Source organism: Paenibacillus sp. NPDC056722, from assembly GCF_042790635.1.
GTDB classification, from domain to species: domain Bacteria; phylum Bacillota; class Bacilli; order Paenibacillales; family Paenibacillaceae; genus Paenibacillus_AQ; species Paenibacillus_AQ agri.
Genome location: NZ_JBHTYV010000001.1, coordinates 589,866 through 615,837, shown reverse-complemented (window position 1 = coordinate 615,837; position 25,972 = coordinate 589,866). Strand labels below are relative to the sequence as shown.

The following is a 25,972-nucleotide window of genomic DNA, read 5'->3' as shown; positions in this document are numbered from 1 at the left end:
AAATGTATCATAAAACAATCCCTTATCGCATTTTCAGCATATTCAACAATGTGTTCTTGACGATCCTTGCTGTACTCTGCTTATTGCCTTTGTATCACTTGCTCATGGTCTCACTTAGCGCGTCGGCTCCTGCTAATGCCGGATTGGTTACTTTCTGGCCGATAGGTTTCACGCTGGAAGCCTATGCGAAGACTTTTAACAACGCGAATTTCCTATCCTCCTTGTGGGTGTCTGTGGAGCGGACCGTACTTGGAACAGGACTTGCACTGGTGGTCAATACGATCGCAGCCTATGCGCTGTCCAAGGAGACACGGGTCTTCCGGGCGCGGAACATTTACCTTTGGTATTTTGTCGTAACTATGCTGTTCAGCGGAGGACTGATTCCGGGCTATATCCTGATTCTTAAGCTTGGGTTGATGAATTCTTTGTTAGCGCTGATTCTGCCTGGATTAGTTGCGGTATTCAACATTATTCTACTGCTTAATTTCTTCCGGACCGTACCCAAGGAGCTTGAGGAAGCTGCGTTTATTGATGGGGCAGGGCATTTTACGACCTTTTTGAAAATATACTTGCCGGTTTCCTTACCCGTGCTTGCTACGGTTTCTCTATTCCTGATGGTGGGGCATTGGAACTCCTATTTTGACGGTATCATTTATATTAGAGATTCAGACAAACTGCCACTGGCGACCTTTATGCAAACGATCATCGTTCAGGCAGATATGTCAAAGCTCGATCCGTCAGCCGTTGCCAATCTGTCACAACGTACCATTCGGGCTTCGCAGATCTTTATCAGTGCGCTGCCGATCCTGCTGGTATATCCGTTCCTGCAGCGTTATTTTGTGACGGGGATTGTGGTTGGGGCTGTGAAAGAGTAGTCACTGGAGAGAACCATCCTCCCGAATAGATTTGAAGTGTAAATAAGGGCACAGGATAACGAGAAGGAAGGAATTAACCAAAATATGTCGAATACGATGGATTAAGATAATGAAAGGGGGATTTGCTATGTGGTTTTACAGCTACAGAAAACCAATAAGAATCCGTCACCTCCCTCAATATTAAAAAAATTGAGGAGGATTACAATGAAAATAAATGATAATTATTTGAAGGAACAATTAAAGCATGTATATTGGTTAAATGGTGGTTGTTGTGCAGGGAAGTCCACAATGACAAAGAAATTTGTTAAAGAGTTAGGATTTCAAACACTGGAAGATAACGTGATGAAGTACAGACCATTCACAAATCCAGTTGAATACCCTGCCTTACAGTATCCTCATTCGGGTTTAGATTGGGATAAATGGTTCAATAAACCTAATGATGAACATGTTCATTGGCTTTTTCAAATTGTCGCAGAGATGATGGAATTTTTTGTTACGGATTTATTAAAAATGCCCACTGATAAACCAATCATTATAGACTTAGGAATTATGCCCGAGCGTATATTACCCTTTATTCCAAAAGAAAGAATGATTTGCCTCTATACTTCTGACGAAGAAATAGAAAGGCTATATTTCTTTAGAGAAGACCATAAGATGATTTTGGATGTTATTAATCTTACATCAAATCCAGCGGCAACAATCGCAAATGGTAATAAAAACATGGTGAGATTTTCACATGACGTAAAAAGCGCTTGCATTCGAAATGGCATCAAAACACTGGAAAGAACACCCGAAATGAGTGTTGAAGAACAGTTTAAATTAGTTCGTGAGCATTTTGGATTATGAGATGAAAACAAACAATTGTTGATTTCATTGGTAGGTAACACAGTTGGTAGCCTGTTGAACTAACGATGAATGATAGTGTAATAAAAGGCAAGTCCCTTCAAAAACCCACTTCCGTTAAAAAAAGGAGTGGGTTTTTGTTTAAATTGTTATACAACGTATGGATTTGGTTTGAATGACAGACTCACTCTTTAAAATAGGGCGTAATCCCTTTTGAATATAGGTTCTCCACTAACATGAAAAATTCTTCTGACGATAAATCCTGTTGACGCTGGAGCCAAAGACGAAATAAAGAAAGAGAAGTTGTCAGGTAAAACTCAACGAAGTACGGCGTTAAGGAATGGTTTTGCGGAACGTTTAATTCTAATTGATCCAAAGTGATTTCTTTTTTTAAGCGTTTTAAAAAACGCACACTTCCATAATCACCCAAAAGGGCATTAAGAACCAGGAGATGTTCTCTTTTGTCCAGACAAAAGAGCGTATCTTGAACCGTATGCATCGATAGCTCATTATTCGCCAATTCTTTTTTCATCTCATTCAATAAGTCATTTTCAACAGCGTCTAACAATTCGTAAATGTCAGTAAAGTATTGATAAAAGGTGCTGCGGTTATATCCTGACTTATTCGCAATTTCCTGAACCGAAATTTTCTCAATCGGCTTTTGGCTATATAACTCACAAAAAACTTCTACAAACTTTTGTCTTGTTTTCTCCGTTATTTGGGGTTGCTTGTTCATGTTTCCCTCCTGCTAGCGAATAAGAATATCATCCGACAAATCATAAAAAACTGATGGTTGATCAAGGAATAATGAAGATTTATAATCACATCATACAACATGTTGTCGGATAATCAAAAGGAAATGTTAATAAGTAGGGGTGGTTTTAATGACAGCAAAACAAGATAGAATTTTAATTTTTGGTGCAGGTGTCATCGGGAGCATGTACGCAATAAAGCTTATTGAAGCAGGGTTTGACGTTAGCCTGTTTGCACATTCTAATAGATTTAAATCATTAAAAGAAAATGGCCTGCAATATATAGAAAAAGGTACAGTTAGATCGATACAAGTGAATGTCATTGATACGCTCGAAAATGACGATGTATATGATTTTATTTTCGTTACCGTTCGTTATGACCGGTCCGAATCAGCGTTGTTAGCGCTAAAAGATAATCAAAGCAAAAATATAGTTACGATGACTAATAATTCAATTGGATTTTCTTCATGGCTGGATATCGTAGGGGATAGACTTTTACCAGCTTTTCCCGGCTTCGGCGGACAGATTAAAGATGGAGTATTGCATGCTCGATTTCTGCCAAAGATTATAGCGGCAACTGCATTTGGAGAAATTAATGGTGTAGTGACAGAACGCATAGAAAAACTCGCAAACGTATTTAAAACAGCAAAGCTTCCCTACGTTATAAAAAAGGATATGCAAGCGTATCTAATCACACATTCCGTATCAGACATTGCCATGTTGAGCTTTTTGCATTCAGAGAATAAGATAAATGACAAAAAAACAGCCAGAACCAAAAAGATAGCACGCAAAATAACAGTCACTTTAAAAGCGTATCTAAGGGCAATACAAAAAGCTGGCGTTCCAATTGATCCACCAATGCTTAGAATGGTGCTTAGATTGCCAAACTTATTGTTGGATCTTTTCTTTATGACATGGCTACGAACTAAAATGGTTAGGGATATGATGTTGCCGGATTATGCGAATAGTGCTAACAATGAGATTGTGCAGCTGAGTAATGATTTAATGAAATTTTTAAGCCAAAATGATATCAAATCGGAAATACAAGTTCAGTAATTTATTTACGGGAAACGATAATTGAACAACAACAGCGGCAGTCTAAGACTTTATTTATCAAGTCTTGTTCTGTCGCTGCTTTATTTTCACAGAACACAGGTGATTATTACACGGAAATAGTTTTTAATTGAAGAGATGACAATAGTAATACTTTTCCATCAAGTAATATAATAAGATTACAATTCATTAGGACGACGGTAGCGTGGGGGAAATGGAGAGTTATTATTCAAAAGGGCGGTTTCACTGATGATAAGAATTTGCATTTGTGATGATGACCAATTACATAGCTCCAAATTAGAGAAGATAATCATGGATTGTGTAAGCAAGTATCCAAACATAGCCCTAGATATTGATATTTATGGATCCGGAGCAACTTTACTGAATGCCTTACATGTTAGAAATGAAGAATATCAAATCTTATTCCTGGATATTGAAATGGACTCTTTGAATGGCATTGAAGTAGCCAGGAAAATCAGGGAAACAGATAAAAGTATGATTATCATTTATGTTACTAGCTATGCCGAATACACTATGGAAAGTTTTGAAGTATCACCTTTTCGCTATATCCTAAAACCTATTGATGATGAGAACATCAGTAAAGTGCTACTCCACGCAGTGGAAGAGATTACGAGAAATAATCAATATTTATTCTTCAAATCGCAAAATCTGAATTATCAAATCAAAAGTGAGACGATTCTTTCTATTTCATCACTAAAAGGTAGGATTATACATGTTGTAACTTGTGATAATGAGTTTACTTTTTATGGAACCATAAAGGATGTGGAAGACATGCTTGATCCGTTGTCCTTTATAAAAGTAAATCAAGGTACGATGGTGAATTTAAACTATATTCATATTATTTCCGGAACGGATGTTATTCTCACCAACAAAGAGAAATACGCTATTAGCAGGGGGCAGAAAAAAATAGTCAAAGATGCGTATAACCATTTTATTAAAAGGAGAATTGGATTTTGAGAGGCATAGAGGTTATAAGTGTTGCGATCCTAGCTGTGCTATATACACTTGTTCAAGTTACATCGATTTCTATTTACTTCAAAGGGTTCCTTAGTCTAAGAATTTCGAAGCAAAAATTTTATGTATTAGTCTTTCTCTGTATGGGGGCGATAAAATTTCTATCCAGTGACACAGACCCTATCGTCAGGTTGTTTTTATTCGTTGCTTTATTAAGCAGCTGCATTCTGTATTCATTTTATGGATCGATGGCTCAAAAGGGATTTCATATTATCTTCTTTACGCTGATTACTACATTGGCGGACTTGGCGCTGTCCATAATCACATTAAATTTTGAGCAAAAATTTGAAGGCGGTTGGTTTACTATGCTCACGATATATTTTGGTGCTAACTTTGTATCGTTGTTGATTGTAATGCTAACTGTCAAGCTGTTACTTTACTTCAAATCAGAGAGTGAAATAGGATTAAGTAATAAGGAAAGTTTGCTATTAAGTATAGTGCCTTGCTTGTCCTTATTGAGTATATACTGGATCTTTGAATACAAAGATTTGAATCAATTTATTCCATGTATCTTTTTATTAATTGTTAATGTGTGTATCATGGCGGTTTACAATAATCTAGTGAGTAAAAGTTTTCAGATTCATAAATATTCTATGCTTGAAGCCCAGAATAAGCATTATGAAGAGAGCCTAGCCAATCAGCGGGAAATCTCCAAGCTAAAACATGATCTCAAAAATATTTTAGTGAATATAGTTTATGGTTTAGAAAGAAAAAAGACAGACGAGGTAAAACAGGAGCTTGATGCGTTATTGCAAACGAATGTATTCTCATATCGACTGTTATCAGGTTGTATACCGATCGATGCCATTCTGAATAGTAAACTAGAACAAATCAAGAAGCTCAATATTGAGAGTAAGTTAGACCTGCAAGTCCCCCATGATTTAATTATTGAACATACGATTGATCTAGCGGCTATTTTAGGAAATCTACTAGATAATGCGATTGAAGCAGTACTTAGATTAGGAGAAGAGATAAAGAAGGAGATTGAAATCAACATCAAATTTAATGATAATAAGTTATTTATTATTATTGTTAATTCGTCTAACAACATTAATATAGACTTTTCAAGCGGGACATTGATTTCCGAAAAAGAAAATAACAGATACGGCCTTGGAATCAGCAGTATTAACGAAAGGGTGCAAAAATTAAAGGGCTATTATGACTTTTCTTACGAGGATGGATTTTTTAATTCGATTGTAGTTTTGCCTACTCCATAAAACGTGGGTGTTTCTGCAGATTACAACGAGAAATGTGCGGAATACAACGAGCCGAAAAAATGCGGGAAAATAGCAGCTAAAATGAATCATATAAGTAATCCATTCTTAAAGGGGAGAGGGAACAATATGATTCCATTAGTCTTATTAGTTGTTGTATTTGCGTTGCTGACTATAACGTTATCTTGTTTATGGATTTATAACGATTGCGTAGGTCGAGGACTAGTTCCTTGGATATGGGTAGTATTAATGATTATCACGACTCCTATATTGGGATACATTCTGTATTCGTTTATTGTCAGAAAAAATGGAACATTACCTTCAGATCAATCTAAAGAAGCTAAGTATTTAACCTCTTCGCTCTTTATTACTGTTCTGTTGCTGATCATGTCGAGCATCGGATTGGCATTTTATTCAGTGAGTTAGGTAGATGGTGCATTGGTGAAATCGATAAGGGACTATCTTTTAAGTCATTGAAAAGACTTAGGATAGCCCCTTATATCCGATTCAGGTAGCGTTATGATGGAACAGCTAACACGGAAGAGCCGGTGTCATTGTAATACTTAAGAATATAGTTGATATATTCTACCGCACTGTGATTGATCTCCTCATCGCTAGCTTGAAATGAAGCGCCGAAGACAGCAAAGTAGGGGAGTGCTACTGCGCCCACATGTTTAATACTGGCTTTGAAAGGCGTAGTCACTTCATCCACGGTAAAAGAAACAGAGCCTTCTGGCACATAATTTTCTTTTTTATCGCCTATGGACATGGCAAGCCCCATCTTCTTCCCTTTAAGCTTGTCACCGTTTGATCCATAAGCCCATCCATATGCAAACACATCATCAAACCACTTTTTCAATAACGGCGGATAACTGTACCAATACAAAGGGAATTGCAAGATAACATGGTTATGTGCTTCTAATAGCTTTTGTTCTCTATGAACATCAATGTTCCAGTCAGGATATTCCTTATAAATCTCATGAATGGTAATATCGTTTGGATATTGTAGCAGTTCTTCTTTCCATCTCTGGTTTACCCTTGAATCCTCAAGGTTCGGGTGCGCTATAATCACTAGTGTTTTCATTATGAAAATTCCTTTCTCAGGCCCATATCAAAGAGTGTATCCTCTGGTGCCTTGCCTTTTTTTGCGAATATCATCATTATGTTGCAGGCTTAATAAAAAGAAAATACACACAATGAGGTAAGATGGTTACTTCAAAGTAAGTACTGGACTCGAAAAAAAATGTATGCAACAATGAAATTTTAGACGACTGTAGCAGTCAGCATGAGTGAGGGGTTACTTTTATGAAACAATACAATCTGGGTATAGAAGCCACACTTGAAATCATCGGCGGTAAGTGGAAAGCTCTGATTATTTGCTTGTTAATGTCTGGGGTGAAGAGAACAAGCGAATTACAGCGCAATATTCACGGCATTTCACAAAAGGTTCTAATCCAGCAGCTTCGTGAGCTTGAAAAGGATGGACTTGTAAGCCGACACGTATATCAGCAGATGCCGCCAAAAGTCGAATATAGCCTTACGGAATATGGTGTCACCGCCAATAAAATCGTTGAAGTTATGTGTTCTTGGGGCAAAGAAAATATTCAAATGAGGCAACAGCGAGGAGAAGATATTGTCTTGCTGGAGGAGATGCCACCGGATCATTAATTCATCCTAATTGCCTTACTTACCTGCTGTGTTCTGTATTTATTATTAAATAGTTGACAGCGGGTAAAAGTCGGTCTAGAATCAAACAAACGTTTAATTTAAACGATCATTTAATTGAAGCGAATAAAAAAGGAGAGATACTTATGCTTAATGCTTTAAAAGCTTATCTGAAGAAACCGGCGACCATTGTCGGAATTGTGATGCTTCTGATGTTTCAAGTTATTTTTAGCATCATCTGGATGACGGGCTACAAAGGAATTAATGAGAATACGAGTAAGCTATCGATTGCGATAGTCAATGAAGACCAAGGGGCTGGTGCAAAGATCAGTGAACAGCTCGCAGCGTCACTTCCGTTTCATATGATAACAGGAATGAGTTTGGAAGAGGCGAAAGGAAGTCTGGAACGGCGCGAGGTGCAGATGGTGCTGCAGGTGCCAGCAGATTTCTCCCAACAACTCCAAAGCCAGGGGCAACAAGCTGAGCTTCGTTACACGATCAATGAATCCAATCCAATGATGATTAAGAGTGTGATGCAGAGCGTCGCAGCTCAAATTACAGCAACCGTGGGCAAGCAAGTTACGATTCAGGGAACGGAAGCTGTACTGAAGCAGGCAAATGTGCCGGCAGCTCAAGCGCAGGGTATCGCACAAGGCGTCGTAGATAAAGTCAATGCAAATATGACATTTACCAACCCTGTTCAGGGCATGAATAATCAGATGGTACCGATGATGATGGTGCTCGCCTCGTTTGTTGGCGCCATGATCATGGGGATGAATTTTCAGCAGGCGACGGATACGATAGGTCCTGGCATCTCAAAATGGAGCAAGTTTGGTGCCAGGGTGGTCATTAACGTTAGTTCCGCAGTCGTCGTCTCTTTGATCGGATCATCATTGATCGCCGGGCTGGGGGGCCAGCATGCAGGAGGCTTTATCTCTGTCTGGTTGTTCCAAGCATTATTCCTTCTGACCTTTATGTTCTTCGCTCAGATGTTCTTGATTGTTTTCGGTATGGCTGGAATGCTGTTCAATATGACCCTATTGTCGTTGCAGCTGGTTTCCTCGGGGGCGATGGTTCCACGGGAATTACTTAGTGGATTTTACCAAGGGTTAGGTCATTACCTGCCAGCGACCTATGCGGTGGATGGCTTGATGAATCTATTGTTCGGAGGTCCAAGCGTTGTCTCTGACGTTCTCTTGCTGGTGGCGATCCTCGCAGCTTCGCTTTTCGTGAGTCTGGCTGCGACAGGACTTCGCAAACAAACTCAGCGCGCGGTAGCACCTGTAGCGGTTCCTGTTAAATAGAAGGTCTCTGCGACAGACTTGCCTATCCGTCATAGAGCATCCATAATAGGTTCTATATGATCACGCGAGGAGATTGATTGAATCATGACTACAGCTGATCCCGACATGAAGCTGCGCATCCTGCTAGCGGCCAAGAAATTGTTTGCGCGACAAGGCTATGACGGTACCAGTGTCAGACAAATTTGTGAGGAAGCAGGAGCGAACGTGGCGCTCGTCTCTTATTATTTTGGCGGCAAGGAGAATTTGCTGCGTGCTATATTTGAACAGTTTTTTTCAGGGAATCGGATAAAGGACAGTGGCGACCTCTTGAGTCATCCTGTAGAGGGGCTGACTCTGCTGATCCGGGAGATTATTTTCTTCGGGCTAGAGGACTCAGAACTGAGTAACATCATCAAGCAGGAGATTGAACTCACCTCTCCACGTGCTGATATCGTGCTTATCTATGTCCAACCAGTATGGAAGAAGGTACGCGAACTGCTGGAGCGGGGCCGCAACGAAGGCTTCTTCCACTTTGATTCACTGGATCATACGCTGATGTTTGTCATTGGAGCCGCTCTTTCATTCAAGATTCATACCGCGCATAGCAGCTTGCTAGAGAATACACACTATGACTCTGCAGTGACCGCAGACCATATCGTTAAGCTCGTATTGGCTTCCTTACGTACAACTGACATAGACTCCTAAGCTTTGATGAGCTGGATAATGTTTATTTTAAACTTGACCGATGAAGACGTTAACGGATGTAATATATCTGGTTAGCGTCTTTTTCATTTTTAGTATTACAGCGGAAAAGGCACGAGCAGATCTCAAGAATGATTAAAGGATACATCTCCAGTCCGATCCACAAGGGTCGGTTTTTTTGTTTTAATAAATCATGAGAAAACGCTACTGACGTAGTGTGATGGGTTATTTTGAAACGTTAAGTTACGAGTTTAAATTCAGTTTATAAACGTCGGTTACCATCGTTACACAATCAATTGTTTAGGGGGAGTAGAACGTGAATCAATTTCAAAAAGCGAAAACAGCACGCGACAAAAGTGACTGGGCGATCGAGGCACAAGGGCTTGTCAAAACGTATGGAAGCAACCGTGCCGTTGATGGTGTGAATCTGAATGTAGGCACGGGGATGATCTATGGAGTGCTAGGTCCGAACGGGGCAGGGAAGACAACCGTAATTCGCATGCTGGCAACTTTATTGCTGCCGGATGGGGGTTCAGCGCGTGTCTTCGGTCATGATGTGGTTAAGGAGCCTCAGATTGTGCGTCAATTAATTGGCGTGACTGGCCAATATGCATCGGTTGATGAGTCACTTAGTGCGATCGAGAATCTGGTAATCTTCTCCAGACTCCTAGGCCTGGGGCGGGCCGAAGCACGGCAAAAATCTGCAGAACTTCTAGAGGAATTCGGACTGAGCGAAGCAGCGAAACGTCCACTTAAGAACTTCTCTGGTGGTATGCGCCGCCGGCTGGATTTAGCGGCAAGTCTCATTGCTCAGCCGCCGCTCATTTTCCTGGATGAACCAACAACCGGCCTTGATCCGCGGACGCGTAATCAAATGTGGGACACCATCCATCGGCTCGTAAGTACTGGATCAACCGTATTGTTAACTACGCAGTACCTGGAAGAAGCGGATCAGCTCGCTGACCGGATTGCGGTTATTGACAAAGGGCATGTCGTCGCTGAAGGTACCGTAGACGAACTGAAGGCATCCGTCGGTACTTCATCGTTGCATTTAAAGGTCCAGAATACGCAGGATTTAAAAAATGCCCGGCAGACTGTTGAACAAGTGCTTAAGGTTCGTTCTAATATATCGCTGGAAGCAGGGGAAATCACTGCCCCAATGGGGAACGTTGACGTGGTCACCGACCTGCTGATCGCGCTCCGCGAGGCGGGGATTCTATTATCAGAGATGAGTGTACAGAAACCAACACTTGACGAAGTTTTCCTAACGCTCACAGGCGATGGAGTGAAAGCGGACGCCCAGCTTGCGTCAGAGCAATTGAAGAATACGAAGGAGGTAACAGCGTGAGTACTTTAATAAAACCAGGTGCAGAGCGCCAATTAAAAAATCATACCAGCTTCGGTCAAACGGTACGTAATTCGTTGACTATGGCCTACAGGGGTCTGCTCAAAATCCGGCGCACTCCTGAACAACTGTTTGATGTTACGCTTCAACCCATCATTTTCACCCTGATGTTCACTTATATCTTTGGCGGGGCTATTTCAGGGGATGTAGTGAGTTATTTGCCCGTTATCATCCCCGGCATCCTTGTTCAGACGGTGATAACAACCTCCATCGTTACTGGCGTACAGCTACGTGAGGACATGGAAAAAGGTGTGTTCGACCGATTCAAATCACTGCCGATCTCGCGGATTGCCCCGCTCGCCGGAGCCCTGCTTGCAGATACAGTCCGGTATACCATAGCGACTGTGCTCACTTTTGTCATGGGCTATATCATGGGCTTCCGTCCAGAGGGTGGCCTTGGATACGTTGCACTTGCTGGACTTCTTGTCATCGCATGTTCGTGGGCAATTAGCTGGATATTCGCCTTCTTCGGCGTGATTGCACGTACTGCTTCCAGTGTGCAAGGGATCTCGATGATCGTCCTGTTTCCGCTCACGTTTCTCTCGAATGCCTTCGTACCCGTCGATACCATGCCGAACTGGCTCCAATGGTTTGTTAAGATCAATCCGATCTCGCATCTTGTCACCGCCGTCCGCAATCTGGTCAACCATGGAACCGTGGGCAGCGATCTTGTCTACTCTATAGTCGGCGCCGCAGTCATTGTGGCCATCTTCGTTCCAATTACTGTTCGCGCTTATATGCGCCGCACATAATTGAAGTGGTTCTTCTGAAGATTATGGTTTGTGATGTTCACGTGAATCTATTATTCGAAGCTTCCGCCATTGTTATTGGCGGAAGCTTTTTTTGCAAATAACTATATTGCCGCAGTGAAGTAGACGGATAGAACGTCAAATAGATAAAGAAACTCCGGAATATACGAAGTATGCAATGATTATGATCCGAAGGAAGGGGAAGCAATGGGTAAGTTCTTTAGGAGAAAAAAGGCAGTATCAGCAAGTATAGCCCTATTAATCGTGATCATTATTGCTGCTGTTTGTTGGCAACAGCTTGGGACTCTGTTCACAGTAGGGAAATATGAAAATGTCGATGAAATGGTAGAGACCATAATGACCAAAACAGCAACTCCTGGAGTTGCAATGGTTTCATCCAAGCAGGGCAGGACAGAATTTAAAGTATACGGGTTCGCGGATGTCGATCAACAAAAGGAAGGGAATGAAGAATCACTGTTTGAATTAGGATCGACTACCAAGGCATTTACGGCCCTGGCTATAATTCTATTGAAGGAAGAGGGATATTTAGCGTATTCGGATCATGTCTCAGATTATCTTCCCGCGTTCGCCCCAACCTTTAAAGGAGAGAAGGCCAATATTACAATTAACCAGCTGTTGGCTCATACAAGCGGGATTCCAGCATGGAGTATTCGATTGATTCCTGAAGGAACTACTTCGGAAATGCTTGGAAACACAATACATAAAATTTCAGACATTGCACTAGATACATACCCGGGTACAGAATATCAGTACGCAACCGTTAATTATGATATTTTGGCGATGATTATTGAAAATGTTACAGGTATAAGCTATCAGGATTATGTAACTCAGAATGTTCTACTTCCGCTGGGAATGACAGATAGCTATTTTTCCACAGGCCAGGAAAAGAAAGCGGATCAGCTTAGCAGAGGATATCGCTTATTTTTTGGCAAAAGCTTAGAGTATGATGCTCCCAGATATTATGGGAACATTGCTGCAGGGTATCTGGTGTCAAACATAAAGGATTTGGCGCGCTGGATCAATGCCCAGATGGGAATAGGGGATATACCAGATGATCTAAGAAAGGCTATACTGCAATCTCATGAAGCCGACCTGCAGAGTGCCGGATATGAAGCTGAGGGTCAGTACTATTCATATGGATGGAGCAATGAGCCGGCTACGCGGATGATTAGCCATACTGGAAGCAATCCTAATTATTCGTCACACGTCATGATTAATTTAGAACGGCAGGAGGCTGTATTCGTACTGTCTAATTTGAATTCAACTGCCCCGTCACTGATTGCGCAGAACATTTATGAGAATATGAACGGGAATCCCATGACGCCCTTTAAATATGATGATAGCAATATCTTAATGGATTGGGTATTTTCATTCTTAGTCCTGTTAGCAGTTATTAGCATAATTGTTAAGGCGGTTAAACTGGCTGGGGCAAACATACAAACCCTGCATACTAAACGATCAAGACGCAGGAAAAGAATTGGAACGGGTATCTATCTGTTCTTAAACGTGCTGTTACTGATATTAATTCTGATCTGGCCTTATCTGATCAACTACAATTACTATATGATTAGCGTATGGATGTCGTTTTCAGTATTATTATGGATGGGGCTTGCTGCGATCAGTTGCGTATTATCGGTTATAGCACTTGTTCTTGATGAGATGTTCGCGTAAATCAATTATTTTAGAAACTTCTGCCGATGGTACTGGCGGGAGTTTTTTGTTTGAAAGTATGATTTTAGTAATCGTCATATTCTTCCATTTAATAGTATGATAGAAATAAGTTCTAAAAGTTTGTTTAAACACGGTATTTTCATAAGTAGAATTATACATTTAACCAGACTTGGAGGTAGTTTTTTTGAAATCGACTGATGTTATACATGACTTTATGAATTGCTTAAATCAACTAAGAGCCTATGATATTTCCCCGACATTCGAAACTAACATGCCTGGATTTCATAATCATCCCTCACTCGGAATTGTGGAGAATGCAACTTTTGCCACCATGGTTATTATGCACAAACCTTAATTATTTCAGAGCATACGGGCTCTCATGTTGATGCCCCAGTCCATTGTCATGGAGAACAAGCAACGATTGATCAACTGCCCGTCGATTGTTTAATGGGTCCATATAAGAAATACGATCTTTCGTCCTTTGCTCCTGAGGCAGGTAAACCAGTTGAATTGCAAATCATTAAAGAAATTGAGAAGCGTGATGAATTCTCCCTTCAAGCGGGTGATATTGTCCTAATTGATTTTGGGTGGGACAAATATTACAAGCCGGATAGTAGCGGTAGTGAAAGAGAATGGTGGGGTAAAAATGAACCAGGTCTAACCAACGAAGTATGCAAATATTTTAGTGAGGCAGGAATTAAAGCAATTGGGGCAGATACCCCAGGTGTAGATATTTGCATGTTAGATGGGAAAATTCTAAGTGCTCCTGGACATGTTGAATATTTTTTGCCGAACAACATTTTAATTATGGAGGGATTCAGTAGAATGAGCCAAGCTCCTGCAATTGGGGTTTTTATGGCACTTCCATTGAAGATCAAAAATGGTTCTGGATCTCCTATTCGTCCTATTTTGTTGGCCTAGATATAACAGATCATTCCAACTGCGTCGCTTAAGCTAACGAAACACTATGAATACCTATGACAACAAGTTACTGTCAATATAGGTTGTCTGTCAGGGGAAAGGAGATACATAATGATAATAGATGAGGGCGTAGCAATAATTCCGTTGAAAATTGCTATCATGAACTCTCTGAATAATGCGCTAGTTATAATATCCAAAAAAATTATGGGGTGAAATATGAAGTTTTTTTCAAAGAAAGATAATGAAAAGAACCAAGATATATTATCTCTTGATTTGGAAGTAGATATAAGAAAAGAATATAAAAATATAACAAGACACAAAGGAAGAATGGTTCCTATTGTAGATTGGAGGATTGCATTATATATAAATGGAGAGAAATTGGATCAAGATGAAGTGTTCGTTGTAAACGAATTTTTCCAATCATTACTTTGTCCGGGAAAGTATCCTATGTTCACATGTACTTGCGGCATATTTGGTTGTGGAGGGTACTATGTTGAAGTCATCCATGAGGTTGAACACGTGTCTTGGTTAACTGAGCATTCACCTTTTTTGGATCGATCCATAAAGACTATTAATAAATTTGTTTTCTCATGGGGACAACTAATTAATTTTTCAGAAGAGTTAATACAAAAATTAGAGGAACTCAAAAAAATAATGGCTATAAATGGCTTGGAATTTCAATCTGATATAGAACGATACAGGGGAATAATTGAAGAGATAAACAGGCGAACTAAATGAATTAGTATTCTACTCGGGTTATTATTCCTTTGTTGTCTTATAATTAGGTAAAATGTAATTATCGATTATAATAATTATAATTAATGATATACTTTAGACCATGTTTGAGTGAATGACATACATAAGCTCGAAGCACTTTATTACATAAATATAGAAGAATAAGGAAAATACCACCAGGAGGAACAGAATGTCAAAGGAATATTCGCGCATGTATATTGAAAGTGTAAAGCTTGAGTTGTTAAACAGGCTCGGTTTGAAGCAGGTTTATTTTAAAGGACAAAACGGCGATGATTTGTTGTATGAGGCAACGGGTTTTGACCGAGGAACTCAGCATAAATTTTGCGTCAGAACGAAGAAGGGAACCATCGATGAGATGGTTGGGGGCAAATGGATGAAAGTCCGCAGCTTTACGATCAAAAGTAAAGAGCAATGATTAAAAAAATGACGCACTCAAATATAAGTGATTATAACAACTCGAACGAGAATTTCATGGTTTCAGGGCGAGTGCTTCCTAAGTATGAACATGGAAATTGGAGTTACACGAAAGAGATATTTTCTGAACCATACTTGAAGCAATATGAGAATGATGAGATCGACATATCTTATATTGAAGATACAGAAAAAGCCGTTTTTTTATATTATGATGGTGATATCTGCGTTGGACGGATTAGACTTTATGCTAATTGGAACGGATATGCTCTTGTTGAGGATATTGGGGTATCCAAGGCATGGCGGCATCAAGGGATTGGAACCAAGTTATTAGAAAAATCTAAAGAGTGGGCAAAGCAAAATAATCTGATGGGTCTTATGCTTGAAACGCAAGATATTAATGTGTCAGCTTGTGATTTTTATGCAAGAAACAATTTTATCATCGGCGGAGTGGATAGTATGCTCTACTCTAATTTCTCTACAGCTAATGAAAAGGCGATTTTTTGGTACTATAAGTTTTAGTTTCTAAGTATCTGCTTAGGCTGGAGAACGCTCAACTCATAATATTTCTAAAGGCAACCTTACAGGGTTGTCTTTATTTTTTTGTCTTTAACAACAATAATATATCTAATATCAGAAATTATTTATTGTAAAACGATAAATTGCATGTTAAAGTCTAAATAAATTCAATGATAAGTGAGGGGCTTTGTATGAAACGTGGAACAACACTTTTTTTAAAGGCAGCGGTGATTCTAATTGCAATTCCAGTTCTTGCTTTGTGCATCTTTTTGCTGCCTAAGTTCGGGAATTTTGCAGCTGAGCTGTATCCGGATATGGCTTATATTAAATATCTTTTCTTTATCGTTTTTTATGGATCGGCGATCCCTTTTTACATTGCGCTGTATCAAGCTTTGAAGCTATTAGGTTATATTGACAAGAATGAAGCGTTCTCTGAGTTATCCGTAAGCGTGTTAAACAAAATAAAATATTGTGCAATCACAATCAGTGGTTTGTATGTGCTTAGCTTGCCGCTGTTCTATCTTATCGCGCAGAAAGTGGATCCCCCGGGGGTGCCAGCGATTGGAGGAATCATAATTTTTGCCTCGATGGTGATTGCTGTGTTTGCTGCTGTTCTCCAAAGGCTTTTAAAAGAGGCAATAGCTATAAAATCTGAAAACGATTTGACAGTCTGAGGTGAAAACAATGGCAATTATAATCAATGTTGATGTGATGTTGGCGAAGAGAAAAATGAGCGTAACCGAACTTTCGGAGAGGGTAGGAATCACGATGGCTAACCTCTCTATATTGAAAAACGGAAAGGCAAAAGCGATTCGATTATCCACGTTAGAAGCGATTTGTAAAGCCTTAGAGTGCCAGCCTGGCGATATTTTAGAATATAAAAATGACGAAGATTCCACCAATATCGGTTAAAGAGCTGTACGGATTATTAAGATAAACCGCCAATAAATGCTGGGATCCATGGACTTGTACGTAAAAATGTACAGGTTCTTTGTTTAATTTTTAATATCTGTATGGAGTTGCGACGCTATAACCTTTATAATATGACGAGTATACTGTATAAAGGAAAAGGTGTTAATTCATGAGCATATTAAATGTAGAAAAACTAAGTCACGGGTTTGGAGATCGTGCAATTTTCACAGATGTATCTTTCCGCCTGCTGAAGGGCGAGCATATCGGTCTGATTGGTGCCAATGGGGAAGGTAAATCCACCTTCATGAACATTATCACAGGCAAACTTCAGCCGGACGAAGGTAAAGTCGAATGGGCCAGACGTATGCGGTCGGGCTATTTGGATCAGCACGCTGTGCTTACAAAAGGACAGACTATGCGCGACGTTCTGCGCGGGGCGTTCCAATATCTATTCGATATGGAGCAAGAGATGAACGACATGTACGGCAGAATGGGCGACGTGACCCCGGAGGAACTGGAACAGCTGCTGGAAGATGTCGGAACGATTCAGGATACGTTAACGAACCAGGATTTTTATATGATCGACGCCAAAATCGATGAAACGGCTCGTGGGCTGGGACTTACAGACATCGGTTTGGACAAGGACGTCCATGATCTCAGTGGTGGTCAACGGACCAAGGTGCTGCTAGCCAAGCTGCTGCTGGAGAAACCGGACATTCTGCTGCTTGACGAGCCTACGAACTATCTTGACGAGCAGCACATCGTATGGCTGAAGCGGTATTTGCAGGAATACGAAAATGCCTTCATCCTGATTTCCCATGATATTCCGTTCCTGAACAGCGTTATTAACCTGATCTATCATATGGAGAATCAGACGTTGTCGCGTTATGTGGGGGATTACGATTACTTCCAGCAAGTATATGAGGCGAAAAAGCAACAGCTTGAATCTGCTTTTAAACGCCAGCAGCAGGAAATTGCGGACTTGAAGGACTTCGTTGCGCGGAACAAAGCCAGTGTAGCTACCCGGAATATGGCGATGTCCCGGCAGAAGAAGCTGGATAAGATGGATGTTATCGAACTCTCCAAGGAGAAACCGAAGCCGCAATTCAACTTCAAGTCCGGACGCACTTCGGGCAAGATGATTTTTGAAACAAAGGATCTCGTAATCGGCTACGACTCACCGCTGTCCAGACCTTTGAACCTGAGCATGGAGCGTGGACAAAAAATCGCGCTTGTCGGTTCGAACGGAATCGGTAAAACTACGCTGCTGCGCAGCATTCTCGGCCAAATTCCAGCGATTTCAGGTTCCGCCAAGCTTGGTGACCTTCTAGACATTGGTTATTTCGAGCAGGAAATAAAGGAAGCGAACTACAACACCTGTATTGAAGAGATTTGGAACGAGTTCCCGTCCTTCACACAGTTTGAAATTCGGGCGGCTCTGGCCAAATGTGGTCTGACGACCAATCATATTGAGAGCAAGATAGCGGTCCTAAGCGGCGGCGAGAAAGCTAAAGTCCGCTTGTGCAAGCTGATTAATCGCGAGTCGAACCTGCTCGTATTCGATGAGCCTACCAACCACTTGGATGTGGATGCGAAAGACGAGTTGAAGCGTGCACTTCAAGCGTATAAGGGCAGCATTTTGCTGATTTCCCACGAACCTGAGTTTTACCAAGATATCGTGACGGAAACGTGGAACTGTGAATCGTGGACGACAAAAGTATTCTAAATCGCAACAAAGGGCTGTCTCATAGAGGCAGCCTTTTTTATGTCTCAATTAATGCATTTCACACCATTCCAATTAATAGTATAATATTACAAATAGTGCGTTGTTACATGTATAGCTACATAACAGAAAGGTGGTTAATCATTGCGAAGAATCGATGTCACTTACGTTCTAATAACGGATCAAGCTAAATCCAAAGTGCTTATGGTACATAATCTGGATCGAGATAGTTGGTCACTTCCAGGAGGCGGCGTAGAGCTCATTGAAACTTTAGAGCAAGCAGCAATCAGAGAAGCGAAAGAAGATTAGATATTAAAATATATGGATTAGTCGCCTTAAATGAATGCAAATTTGAGGAGCAAAATGAACATGCTCTATTTTTTACGTTCAGGGCTGAAATCATTGGTGGAAATGAAGAAATTGTAAGACCTGAAGAAATCTCAACGATTGCCTGGATCGATATTGAAAAGGCTGAAGAATTAATGCCGTATTACAAAGATGGTCTTAGGATACTAATTGAAGGTAATGGAATTACGTATCTCAATCAGGGCAGCGAGTAAAATGTAAGCGCATTTATTTTTGAGGATGAATTAAAACTAGGGCGGGTACAATTATGATATTATGGTTTCGCCATTTACCAGAAAAAAGCTTGGATGTTTCAGAATGGAAACCGTTCATTAAAAATGATTTCTTCCGAACCCATTATATGAAATTAGTCTATCTGTTAATGGTTATTTTTTTTCTAGCACCGGAGTGGTTCGGGGAAAGGTTTACATCTATCACCCATTTGCCGCTTATCCTAATCATTATTTTAGTGTTTATAATCCATGAAATCATACATATTTTTGTGATTAATAGTAAGGGTGATATTAGTTTAACGTTTAGAGGGATATTCTTTTGGCTTAATACGAACGCGATTTTGTCCAAAAAGCGATTTTGGATCTTTATGAGCTTGCCGTTTATCGCATTAACCATCATTCCAGCGATTACTTCGCTCTTTCTATACGGTGAGATCAAGTCGCTCATTTTATTTATCAGTTGGTTCAATCTGGTTATCTCTTCATCAGATATTGTAAATTCAATTCTAATCCTTATTAAACCTAATACATCTGAATTTTGCAGAGGCTACTACCGAGTGTAGCGTTTCAGTAGTGTAGAATAGATAACATCTCTTTAGGGAAATTTATACGTGAATTTTTCTAGGGGAGGGGGGAGTTCAGGCTTCCTCTTTTTGTGCTGACCAGATATTCTGCCTTCTGAAGCACTATGGTATTATGGTATGAACGACAATCAGTATCGAAAGGAATGAGTGAGTTGAAACATCCTTTTCATCTTAAAGCAGTATGGAATGGTGGACGTAATAGTGAAGGACATATCGATGCAGGCGGTTTAAAAACAATCATTTCGATTCCGCAGGAGATGGGTGGCCCTGGAACAGGTACTAATCCTGACGAAATGCTGTTGGGAGCAGCGTCAACTTGTTATCTGATTACCCTGGCAGCGATGCTTGAGCGTGCGGATATTACACCACAGGATCTGACACTGGAGTCAGAAGCGATTGTAGATGTAACCAATAACGTGTTTACGTACGAACGGATCGTGCACAAGCCACGGATTGTGCTTAAAAGTGATGCAACAGAGGCTGAACGGAGTAAGGCAGAGCTGCTGGCGCATAAGGCAGAAGAGTCTTGTATGATCTCCAGAGCGGTGGCGGGTAATGTCACTATCGAGACACAGCCTGTTATTGAAACAGCAGGGGATTTACCAGTGGAATGATCAGTAACCTAATATTGAAACATTGAGTTCTTGCCGCTTTGCCGGCAGGAGCTTTTTTATTGGAGCCATATTGCTAATCCTTTCGGCACTTTAGGATTTGTTAATAATTTATACTCTATACTGTGATCAATCCATTACGAAAGGAGACATCACGTGTTTTTCAAAATATTAAAGCGAGACCTAAAAATCAAAAACGCAATGAACATCGTGTTGTTTGTATTGATCACTTTGGCAGCCATGCTCCTGGCCAGCAGCAGTAACTTTATGTACTCTACGACCACGGCAGTGAGCAGTTTTATCAGGGACTCCAAAATCGCGGATTGTAATATCCTAATCCCTAATACGACGGAGAATAATGCGCAGATTGAGAAGTGGGCGGAGGGGGAAAAAGGAATTCAGGCCAGGTATAGCACAACATTAGTTCAACTGGCCGGAAGTGACATTATTGAGCCTAAAGAGCGAAAGAAGATATCTGGGAATACGATTTTACTGCTTAGCACTGTACCTGAAGATGTAAATCTTGTCTTCAATGGGGAGAATGAGCGATTTACCCTTCAATCTGGGGAGGTCGGCCTACCTGTCAGTATTAAGAATAAAACAGGCTTGAAACTTGGTGACGAGCTTTCTTTTGATATAGAAGGGGTACGTCATACATTTGTGATTGCAACTTTTTTCAAAGATGCCTTGATGGGATCTGAATTATTCACATTTAAGAGGCTTTTGGTTTCGCAGCAAGATTTTGATCTTGTCAAACAGAACCTGCCTCAAGAACAGCTACTCAAATTCTGGAGCATCATCGGGCAAGGTGATATTACAGCCTCTCTTTCAAAATCCAATATATATAGCACTTTTGAAATTAATAAAGAACTCGTTAAGATGTCCTTCATGACGGACCAGATTAGTGCAGCAATCCTGTTTGTTGTTAGTCTCTTCCTGATGTTTATTGCCTTCTTGACACTACGGTTCACGATTATCTCCTCCATCCAGAGAGATTACAAGGAGATTGGCGTGATGAAAGCAATTGGGTTTGCAGATGGAAGCATCCGTAAATTGTATCTGACGAAGTACTTAGGTATATCGATCATTAGTGGTGCGGTTGGTCTTGGGATCAGTGTGCCCTTAACGAACATGATGTCTGTAAAAGTATCTGACTACATTATTGTTCCTAGCGGTGTAGCCAATATCATGATTGCGGTGGCTAGTACAGTCGTTCTCGTAGCTATGACGCTGCTGTTCTGTTCTTTGTGTATGGTCAAGATCAATAAAGCTTCAGCGATTGATGCCATTCGGCACGGCCATAATGGTGAGACCTTTAGAGCTTCCCGGAAAATCAATTTGCATAAGCGAAAGTCGCTGCCCGCACCGTTGTTTCTAGCGATAAGTGATGTGTTGAACGGTTTAAAAGGCTATACGACTTTAATTTGCACATTTGTATTAAGTACAGCCATCATCCTCATTCCCATTAATCTGGCCAATACGATTGTTACACCCAAATTTATTACTTATCTCGGTGTAACCGAAGCCGATTTCTATACCAAAGGTGAGGCTTCAACCCGACCGATAAAGGATATTCAAAATGATATGCATAAGCTGGAGCAGAAGCTTCGTGATCACCACTTTGATGTCACTTTATCTGTGGATTATACGCTCAATACGAAATATGTATCGGATGATGGCAAGGATAGCTTCCGCTTGATGGGGATGAAGACAGAACTTCCTTCGGAGCGTTATCCATACCTGGAGGGCGTCGCACCTAAGCTCGCTAACGAAATTGCGATAACAAGTATTATTGCTGATAAATATAACAAGCATATTGGCGACAACATCAAATTTGAGATGGATGGCAAGGAACAGAGTTTTCTAATCTCGGGTATTATTCAGACGATTACGAATCAAGGCTATATGGTCAAGTTAGCAGATGATTATAAGCCACTGACTGCTGCAGGTTATCAACTGAATGGAAATATTCATGCTAGTGATAAGGAAAAGCCGCAAATCATAGAGAAGATGCAACAACAATTTGGGGATATGGGATTCAAAAGTGCTATGGATATCATAGGCGACACAACGGGAGGATTTGTAGGACAGCTGAAGCTGATTATCGTTGTGCTTATTGTTATCGTCAGCCTGATTACTTTTTTTATTACCGTTCTGTTCGTAAGACTGTTGATGACCAAAGAGATTCAAGGAATCGCTATTATGAAAAGCCTTGGCTTTAGTAACGGAGATATTAAGTTGTGGCAGATGCTGCGCATTCTGATTTTACTTCTAGCCTCTATTGTTATCGGTGTATTTGTGGCCAATGTGCTGGGAGAAGGACTGATCTCTAAGTTGTTTAGAATGTTCGGTGTTACTCAGATGAAGTTTATCATTATTCCGTTGCAGGTTTATGTTCTATGTCCACTGCTTATCCTCATTGTTGTGCTGCTTGCGGTATATGTCAGCTGCAATAATGTGAAGAGAATTCAAGTATGGAATATCCATGCGGAATAAAGCGTGCAAGTCGCATTGATTATCTTGTCTAGGAGGAATGAAGGAATGACTACCGTATTGGAAGTGAAAGATCTATGCAAAACCTATATTGTGAACAAGCAGCAGAATAATGTTTTAAAAAATATAAGTTTCACCTTGCAGCAAGGGGAGTTTGTCTCTATCATGGGGCCATCCGGCTCTGGGAAATCGACACTATTGTACACGGTTAGCGGTATGGATCGTTTAACAGCTGGCGAGGTATGGTTTGACGGAGACAGTCTTTCCAAGCTTTCGGAAAAAGGAATGGCAGAGCTGCGGCTTCATAAAATGGGTTTTATTTTTCAACAGATGCATATGCTGAAAAATTTATCCATTTATGATAATGTAATTCTATCAGGCTATCAGGCCTTGAAGGGCAGTGGGATCACACGAACTCGAAGTGATGTTAATGCCTACGCGGAGAATTTAATGAAGAAACTTGGCATTGTAGAGATTTCTTCACATGATATTACAGAAGTGTCAGGCGGGCAGCTGCAAAGAGCGTGTATCTGCCGGGCCTTGATTAATAAACCTAAAATGCTGTTCGCAGATGAACCTACAGGCGCACTTAATTCCAAATCGGCGCAGGAAGTGATGACAGAGCTCTGTCGCATTAATGAGGATGGCACAACAATTATGATTGTGACCCATGATATTAAAGTTGCTGCGCAGAGCAATAAAGTATTGTATATGGTGGATGGCAACATTCAGGGTGAACTGGCTCTGGACAAATTCAGCGGTGAACACAGTCTAAAGGAACGTGAGCGAAGCTTGACGGACTGGCTGATGGACATGGGCTGGTAAGACGAACAAAAGAAATAAACAAAAAGGGAGAAGGATTGGAGGGGAAGGTTGGAACTGTAGGAGCGTTAGCGATCGCCTAAAAGCTTTCCACAGGAAAGCTCGCATCGGAAGAGTAAGCTCTCCAGATTTCAACCGCTAGAGGCGGTTTATAAAGAAGAAATCTGGGCACAACAGCGACCGAAAGTCCAAGCTTCACCGGAATGACGCCGATCCTTGTGTTAGTGGCTTAAGTTCATTTAGACAATTATTAGATCAGACGTAGGGTGTGAGACATGTGGTGGATATTCTTATTATTGAAGATAACGTCGAGCTTGCCATGATTATTTCAGATTTTCTAGAGAACGAAGGGTTCTCGGTCTTTGTATCATCCAGTGGTGAAGAGGGACTCCAATATCTCAGTCAGCATACAGTTAAGCTGTTGTTATTAGACATTATGCTGCCTGAGCTGGATGGATTAGCCGTATGCAGAACGCTCCGTGAAAGGCACAACCTTCCGATTATTATGATGAGTGCAAGGCAGGGCGATGATAATAAGATTATTGGTCTTGATCTTGGTGCGGATGACTATCTGGAGAAACCGTTTACAGTGAATTTGCTAACGGCCAAAGTCAAATCACATCTGCGGCGCAGCTACGAAATGAATGAGAACAAGCAACTGCTAATCGATGGTGATATTACGATCAACAAAACATCCATGCAAGTGTATGTTAAGGACCAGCCACTGGTTATGGCAGCCAAAGAATATGAGCTATTGGTACTGCTGCTGAATAATAAGGGGAAAGTGCTTCGTAAAGAATGGTTGTTTGATAAGGTATGGGGAGTTGATAGCTTTAGCGAGCTGTCAACTCTTACTGTTCATATTAATAAATTGCGCGACAAAATCGAAAGCAATCCCAAGCAGACTAACCGTATTCTCACGGTGTGGGGGGTAGGGTATAAGTATATATGAAGTTTTTTAATCGGCTCATTGTATGGGTGGTTGTGGCTGGAATCGGAGTGATGGTCCTGTTCAGTATTATTGCTTATCAAAGCGGAGCTAGAAATAACAATAAACCATACATCATAGAGGCTAATCGTCTCTATAGTACAGTGCAATCCGGTGAATCTCTGAGTGATATTAGCCTTCCGCAAGAGGGGCTGATTCGTAAGATTGAATGGTTAGTTGGTGACGCCGAGTATGAGCCAATCGAACAATTCTTTAATGGGGCAGGGATTCCCGGCGGCAGCAGCTTTATTATCAAGCCAACCTATGATAACGGCCATGTTACAGGTTATTTGAGATTTATCTACCATGAACCGGATTCGAGATGGTCGACGATTATTATGGTGAATATTTTCCTCGGGATCGTACTGGTGTGTCTTGTACTACTGCTGCTCTTTATCCAAAGACAAATTATTAGCCCCTTTCATACGATTGAAGATCTGCCGCTGGAACTCTCGAAGGGTAACTTGAATCAAGCTTTAAAAGAACATAAAAGCCGTTTCTTTGGCAGGTTTATTTGGGGACTTAATTTGCTTCGAGAAACACTCCGTTCCCAAAAACAAATGAATTACCGGCTAGAAAAGGATAGGCAGACCCTTATCGCCTCCCTGTCACATGAGATTAAAACTCCAGTCTCTGCAATTAAGCTATATGCTACTGCGCTCTATGATAACTTGTACGAGAGCGAGGAGAAGCGGAGCGACTGTGCCAGAATGATTGAACAAAAAGCCATACATATCGAAAAACTGATCGCTGAACTGATGACTACTTCTGTCTCTTCATTAAGTGAATTCAATGTACAACAAGGGGAGTTTTATTTATCGAAGTGGGTACAGACCATAAAGGCGAATAATGCAGAAAGACTGGATTTACTTAAGATCCAATTTGACATCGCTCCCTTCGGGGATAAGCTGCTACAAGGAGACTTTGACCGGTTTGTGGAAATTGTCGATACGATTATTGACAACGCCATTAAGTATGGGGATGGAAATGATATTTCTATATCTTTCCTGGAGGAAGACTACCGTCAGCTAGTGCGAATTGAGAATTCGGGGCTACCGATTTCACCTAATGAGCTGCCGCATATGTTCACCAGCTTCTGGAGAGGCTCTAATGCCAGTAATCAGGAGGGAAATGGCCTAGGTCTCTACATTTGCAGACAACTGCTGCGGAAGATGGGCGGCGATATTTTTGCAGAAGCTACGGAAGAGGGTATGGCGATTGTGTTAGTGATTAAGATGTAAAAGAAGATAACAAAAATCCCTGGATCTAATGATCCAGGGATGTGTAATTTGTATAGGTGTTTTTACAAAGACCTTATTCAACATCATAACAAATCGGATAATATAAGTCTATATTTTTTTCGGGAATAGATGTACCATTTTCCTA

General features: G+C 40.8%; 26 protein-coding genes and 1 pseudogene. 25 read left to right on the top strand and 2 right to left on the bottom strand.

Annotated features, from left to right (window positions below; genetic code table 11):
- The first annotated feature begins 2 nt into the window (after nt 1-2).
- Nucleotides 3-875, top strand: a complete 873-nt coding sequence (locus ACFRAM_RS02995; protein ID WP_066362436.1) for a carbohydrate ABC transporter permease — start codon at nt 3-5, stop codon at nt 873-875.
- A gap of 204 nt (nt 876-1,079) precedes the next feature.
- Nucleotides 1,080-1,721, top strand: coding sequence for a hypothetical protein (locus ACFRAM_RS02990; protein ID WP_379464462.1), 642 nt, complete (start codon nt 1,080-1,082; stop codon nt 1,719-1,721).
- 181 nt (nt 1,722-1,902) lie between these two features.
- On the opposite strand, the gene ACFRAM_RS02985 is transcribed toward ACFRAM_RS02990, so the two are convergent.
- Entirely contained in the window at nt 1,903-2,454 is a 552-nt protein-coding gene (locus ACFRAM_RS02985) for a TetR/AcrR family transcriptional regulator (protein WP_379464461.1), read from the bottom strand.
- A 148-nt stretch (nt 2,455-2,602) separates the two neighbouring features.
- On the opposite strand from ACFRAM_RS02985, the gene ACFRAM_RS02980 reads away from it, so the two are divergent.
- The 3 genes from ACFRAM_RS02980 to ACFRAM_RS02970 all read left to right on the top strand — a co-directional run bounded on the left by ACFRAM_RS02980 (nt 2,603) and on the right by ACFRAM_RS02970 (nt 5,775).
- Entirely contained in the window at nt 2,603-3,526 is a 924-nt protein-coding gene (locus tag ACFRAM_RS02980) for a ketopantoate reductase family protein (protein WP_379464460.1), read from the top strand.
- A gap of 246 nt (nt 3,527-3,772) precedes the next feature.
- Nucleotides 3,773-4,501, top strand: a complete 729-nt coding sequence (locus ACFRAM_RS02975; protein WP_379464459.1) for a LytR/AlgR family response regulator transcription factor — start codon at nt 3,773-3,775, stop codon at nt 4,499-4,501.
- Nucleotides 4,498-5,775 carry a GHKL domain-containing protein gene (locus tag ACFRAM_RS02970; protein WP_379464458.1) on the top strand — a complete coding sequence of 426 codons (1,278 nt, stop codon included), beginning with the start codon at nt 4,498-4,500 and terminating at the stop codon, nt 5,773-5,775. The genes ACFRAM_RS02975 and ACFRAM_RS02970 overlap by 4 nt, the downstream gene beginning before the upstream one ends.
- A 514-nt stretch (nt 5,776-6,289) precedes the next feature.
- Here ACFRAM_RS02970 and ACFRAM_RS02965 read toward each other — a convergent pair.
- A complete protein-coding gene (locus ACFRAM_RS02965) occupies nt 6,290-6,856 on the bottom strand; it encodes an NAD(P)H-dependent oxidoreductase (protein WP_379464457.1) in 567 nt (188 codons plus the stop codon).
- 221 nt (nt 6,857-7,077) lie between these two features.
- Between ACFRAM_RS02965 and ACFRAM_RS02960 the strand changes: the two genes are divergently transcribed.
- The 20 genes and pseudogenes from ACFRAM_RS02960 to ACFRAM_RS02865 all read left to right on the top strand — a co-directional run bounded on the left by ACFRAM_RS02960 (nt 7,078) and on the right by ACFRAM_RS02865 (nt 25,827).
- Nucleotides 7,078-7,440, top strand: coding sequence for a winged helix-turn-helix transcriptional regulator (locus ACFRAM_RS02960; protein ID WP_379464456.1), 363 nt, complete (start codon nt 7,078-7,080; stop codon nt 7,438-7,440).
- A 143-nt stretch (nt 7,441-7,583) separates the two neighbouring features.
- Nucleotides 7,584-8,741 (top strand): YhgE/Pip domain-containing protein, encoded by a 1,158-nt coding sequence (locus ACFRAM_RS02955; protein ID WP_379464455.1) that lies wholly within the window; start codon nt 7,584-7,586, stop codon nt 8,739-8,741.
- Between the two features lie 84 nt (nt 8,742-8,825).
- Complete coding sequence (locus tag ACFRAM_RS02950) at nt 8,826-9,425, top strand: TetR family transcriptional regulator (RefSeq protein WP_379464454.1); 600 nt, start codon at nt 8,826-8,828, stop codon at nt 9,423-9,425.
- A gap of 313 nt (nt 9,426-9,738) precedes the next feature.
- Nucleotides 9,739-10,770 (top strand): ATP-binding cassette domain-containing protein, encoded by a 1,032-nt coding sequence (locus tag ACFRAM_RS02945; protein WP_379464453.1) that lies wholly within the window; start codon nt 9,739-9,741, stop codon nt 10,768-10,770.
- Nucleotides 10,767-11,579, top strand: coding sequence for an ABC transporter permease (locus tag ACFRAM_RS02940; RefSeq protein ID WP_379464452.1), 813 nt, complete (start codon nt 10,767-10,769; stop codon nt 11,577-11,579). The genes ACFRAM_RS02945 and ACFRAM_RS02940 overlap by 4 nt, the downstream gene beginning before the upstream one ends.
- Before the next feature lie 204 nt (nt 11,580-11,783).
- Nucleotides 11,784-13,268: a serine hydrolase domain-containing protein gene (locus ACFRAM_RS02935; RefSeq protein ID WP_379464451.1), complete on the top strand. Its 1,485-nt coding sequence runs from the start codon at nt 11,784-11,786 to the stop codon at nt 13,266-13,268.
- A 354-nt stretch (nt 13,269-13,622) separates the two neighbouring features.
- Nucleotides 13,623-14,189, top strand: a complete 567-nt coding sequence (locus ACFRAM_RS02930; protein ID WP_379464743.1) for a cyclase family protein — start codon at nt 13,623-13,625, stop codon at nt 14,187-14,189.
- A 216-nt stretch (nt 14,190-14,405) separates the two neighbouring features.
- Entirely contained in the window at nt 14,406-14,927 is a 522-nt protein-coding gene (locus tag ACFRAM_RS02925; RefSeq protein WP_379464450.1) for a hypothetical protein, read from the top strand.
- Between the two features lie 187 nt (nt 14,928-15,114).
- Nucleotides 15,115-15,360 carry a hypothetical protein gene (locus ACFRAM_RS02920; protein ID WP_379464449.1) on the top strand — a complete coding sequence of 82 codons (246 nt, stop codon included), beginning with the start codon at nt 15,115-15,117 and terminating at the stop codon, nt 15,358-15,360.
- A complete protein-coding gene (locus tag ACFRAM_RS02915; RefSeq protein ID WP_379464448.1) occupies nt 15,357-15,878 on the top strand; it encodes a GNAT family N-acetyltransferase in 522 nt (173 codons plus the stop codon). Before ACFRAM_RS02920 ends, ACFRAM_RS02915 begins: the two co-directional genes overlap by 4 nt.
- A 188-nt stretch (nt 15,879-16,066) precedes the next feature.
- On the top strand, nt 16,067-16,549 hold the full coding sequence (locus ACFRAM_RS02910) for a DUF2975 domain-containing protein (RefSeq protein ID WP_379464447.1): 483 nt from the start codon (nt 16,067-16,069) through the stop codon (nt 16,547-16,549).
- Between the two features lie 10 nt (nt 16,550-16,559).
- Nucleotides 16,560-16,787, top strand: a complete 228-nt coding sequence (locus ACFRAM_RS02905; protein ID WP_175372578.1) for a helix-turn-helix domain-containing protein — start codon at nt 16,560-16,562, stop codon at nt 16,785-16,787.
- A 169-nt stretch (nt 16,788-16,956) separates the two neighbouring features.
- Complete coding sequence (locus ACFRAM_RS02900) at nt 16,957-18,513, top strand: ABC-F family ATP-binding cassette domain-containing protein (RefSeq protein ID WP_175372579.1); 1,557 nt, start codon at nt 16,957-16,959, stop codon at nt 18,511-18,513.
- Nucleotides 18,514-18,654: 141 nt separating this feature from the next.
- A pseudogene (locus ACFRAM_RS02895) lies at nt 18,655-19,070 on the top strand (NUDIX hydrolase).
- A gap of 53 nt (nt 19,071-19,123) precedes the next feature.
- The gene (locus tag ACFRAM_RS02890) at nt 19,124-19,651 is read left to right on the top strand and encodes a DUF3267 domain-containing protein (RefSeq protein WP_379464446.1); all 528 of its coding nucleotides are present in this window, start codon (nt 19,124-19,126) and stop codon (nt 19,649-19,651) included.
- A gap of 173 nt (nt 19,652-19,824) precedes the next feature.
- Nucleotides 19,825-20,286: an OsmC family protein gene (locus ACFRAM_RS02885; RefSeq protein WP_379464445.1), complete on the top strand. Its 462-nt coding sequence runs from the start codon at nt 19,825-19,827 to the stop codon at nt 20,284-20,286.
- A gap of 153 nt (nt 20,287-20,439) precedes the next feature.
- A complete protein-coding gene (locus tag ACFRAM_RS02880) occupies nt 20,440-22,779 on the top strand; it encodes an ABC transporter permease (RefSeq protein WP_379464444.1) in 2,340 nt (779 codons plus the stop codon).
- A 45-nt stretch (nt 22,780-22,824) separates the two neighbouring features.
- A complete protein-coding gene (locus ACFRAM_RS02875; RefSeq protein WP_379464443.1) occupies nt 22,825-23,601 on the top strand; it encodes an ABC transporter ATP-binding protein in 777 nt (258 codons plus the stop codon).
- Nucleotides 23,602-23,875: 274 nt separating this feature from the next.
- A complete protein-coding gene (locus ACFRAM_RS02870) occupies nt 23,876-24,550 on the top strand; it encodes a response regulator transcription factor (protein ID WP_379464442.1) in 675 nt (224 codons plus the stop codon).
- Nucleotides 24,547-25,827 carry a sensor histidine kinase gene (locus ACFRAM_RS02865; RefSeq protein ID WP_379464441.1) on the top strand — a complete coding sequence of 427 codons (1,281 nt, stop codon included), beginning with the start codon at nt 24,547-24,549 and terminating at the stop codon, nt 25,825-25,827. Before ACFRAM_RS02870 ends, ACFRAM_RS02865 begins: the two co-directional genes overlap by 4 nt.
- The last annotated feature ends 145 nt before the right edge of the window (nt 25,828-25,972 follow it).

What these genes read in the sequence shown, in the direction of transcription:
- ACFRAM_RS02925 (WP_379464450.1), top strand. Translation starts at nt 14,406, where the DNA reads ATGAAGTTTTTTTCAAAGAAAGATAATGAAAAGAACCAAGATATATTA.
- ACFRAM_RS02910 (WP_379464447.1), top strand. Translation starts at nt 16,067, where the DNA reads ATGAAACGTGGAACAACACTTTTTTTAAAGGCAGCGGTGATTCTAATT.
- ACFRAM_RS02905 (WP_175372578.1), top strand. Translation starts at nt 16,560, where the DNA reads ATGGCAATTATAATCAATGTTGATGTGATGTTGGCGAAGAGAAAAATG.
- ACFRAM_RS02980 (WP_379464460.1), top strand. Translation starts at nt 2,603, where the DNA reads ATGACAGCAAAACAAGATAGAATTTTAATTTTTGGTGCAGGTGTCATC.
- ACFRAM_RS02960 (WP_379464456.1), top strand. Translation starts at nt 7,078, where the DNA reads ATGAAACAATACAATCTGGGTATAGAAGCCACACTTGAAATCATCGGC.
- ACFRAM_RS02900 (WP_175372579.1), top strand. Translation starts at nt 16,957, where the DNA reads ATGAGCATATTAAATGTAGAAAAACTAAGTCACGGGTTTGGAGATCGT.
- ACFRAM_RS02935 (WP_379464451.1), top strand. Translation starts at nt 11,784, where the DNA reads ATGGGTAAGTTCTTTAGGAGAAAAAAGGCAGTATCAGCAAGTATAGCC.
- ACFRAM_RS02950 (WP_379464454.1), top strand. Translation starts at nt 8,826, where the DNA reads ATGACTACAGCTGATCCCGACATGAAGCTGCGCATCCTGCTAGCGGCC.
- ACFRAM_RS02965 (WP_379464457.1), bottom strand. Translation starts at nt 6,856, where the DNA reads ATGAAAACACTAGTGATTATAGCGCACCCGAACCTTGAGGATTCAAGG.
- ACFRAM_RS02920 (WP_379464449.1), top strand. Translation starts at nt 15,115, where the DNA reads ATGTCAAAGGAATATTCGCGCATGTATATTGAAAGTGTAAAGCTTGAG.
- ACFRAM_RS02875 (WP_379464443.1), top strand. Translation starts at nt 22,825, where the DNA reads ATGACTACCGTATTGGAAGTGAAAGATCTATGCAAAACCTATATTGTG.
- ACFRAM_RS02915 (WP_379464448.1), top strand. Translation starts at nt 15,357, where the DNA reads ATGATTAAAAAAATGACGCACTCAAATATAAGTGATTATAACAACTCG.
- ACFRAM_RS02990 (WP_379464462.1), top strand. Translation starts at nt 1,080, where the DNA reads ATGAAAATAAATGATAATTATTTGAAGGAACAATTAAAGCATGTATAT.
- ACFRAM_RS02975 (WP_379464459.1), top strand. Translation starts at nt 3,773, where the DNA reads ATGATAAGAATTTGCATTTGTGATGATGACCAATTACATAGCTCCAAA.
- ACFRAM_RS02995 (WP_066362436.1), top strand. Translation starts at nt 3, where the DNA reads ATGTATCATAAAACAATCCCTTATCGCATTTTCAGCATATTCAACAAT.
- ACFRAM_RS02865 (WP_379464441.1), top strand. Translation starts at nt 24,547, where the DNA reads ATGAAGTTTTTTAATCGGCTCATTGTATGGGTGGTTGTGGCTGGAATC.
- ACFRAM_RS02985 (WP_379464461.1), bottom strand. Translation starts at nt 2,454, where the DNA reads ATGAACAAGCAACCCCAAATAACGGAGAAAACAAGACAAAAGTTTGTA.
- ACFRAM_RS02955 (WP_379464455.1), top strand. Translation starts at nt 7,584, where the DNA reads ATGCTTAATGCTTTAAAAGCTTATCTGAAGAAACCGGCGACCATTGTC.
- ACFRAM_RS02890 (WP_379464446.1), top strand. Translation starts at nt 19,124, where the DNA reads ATGATATTATGGTTTCGCCATTTACCAGAAAAAAGCTTGGATGTTTCA.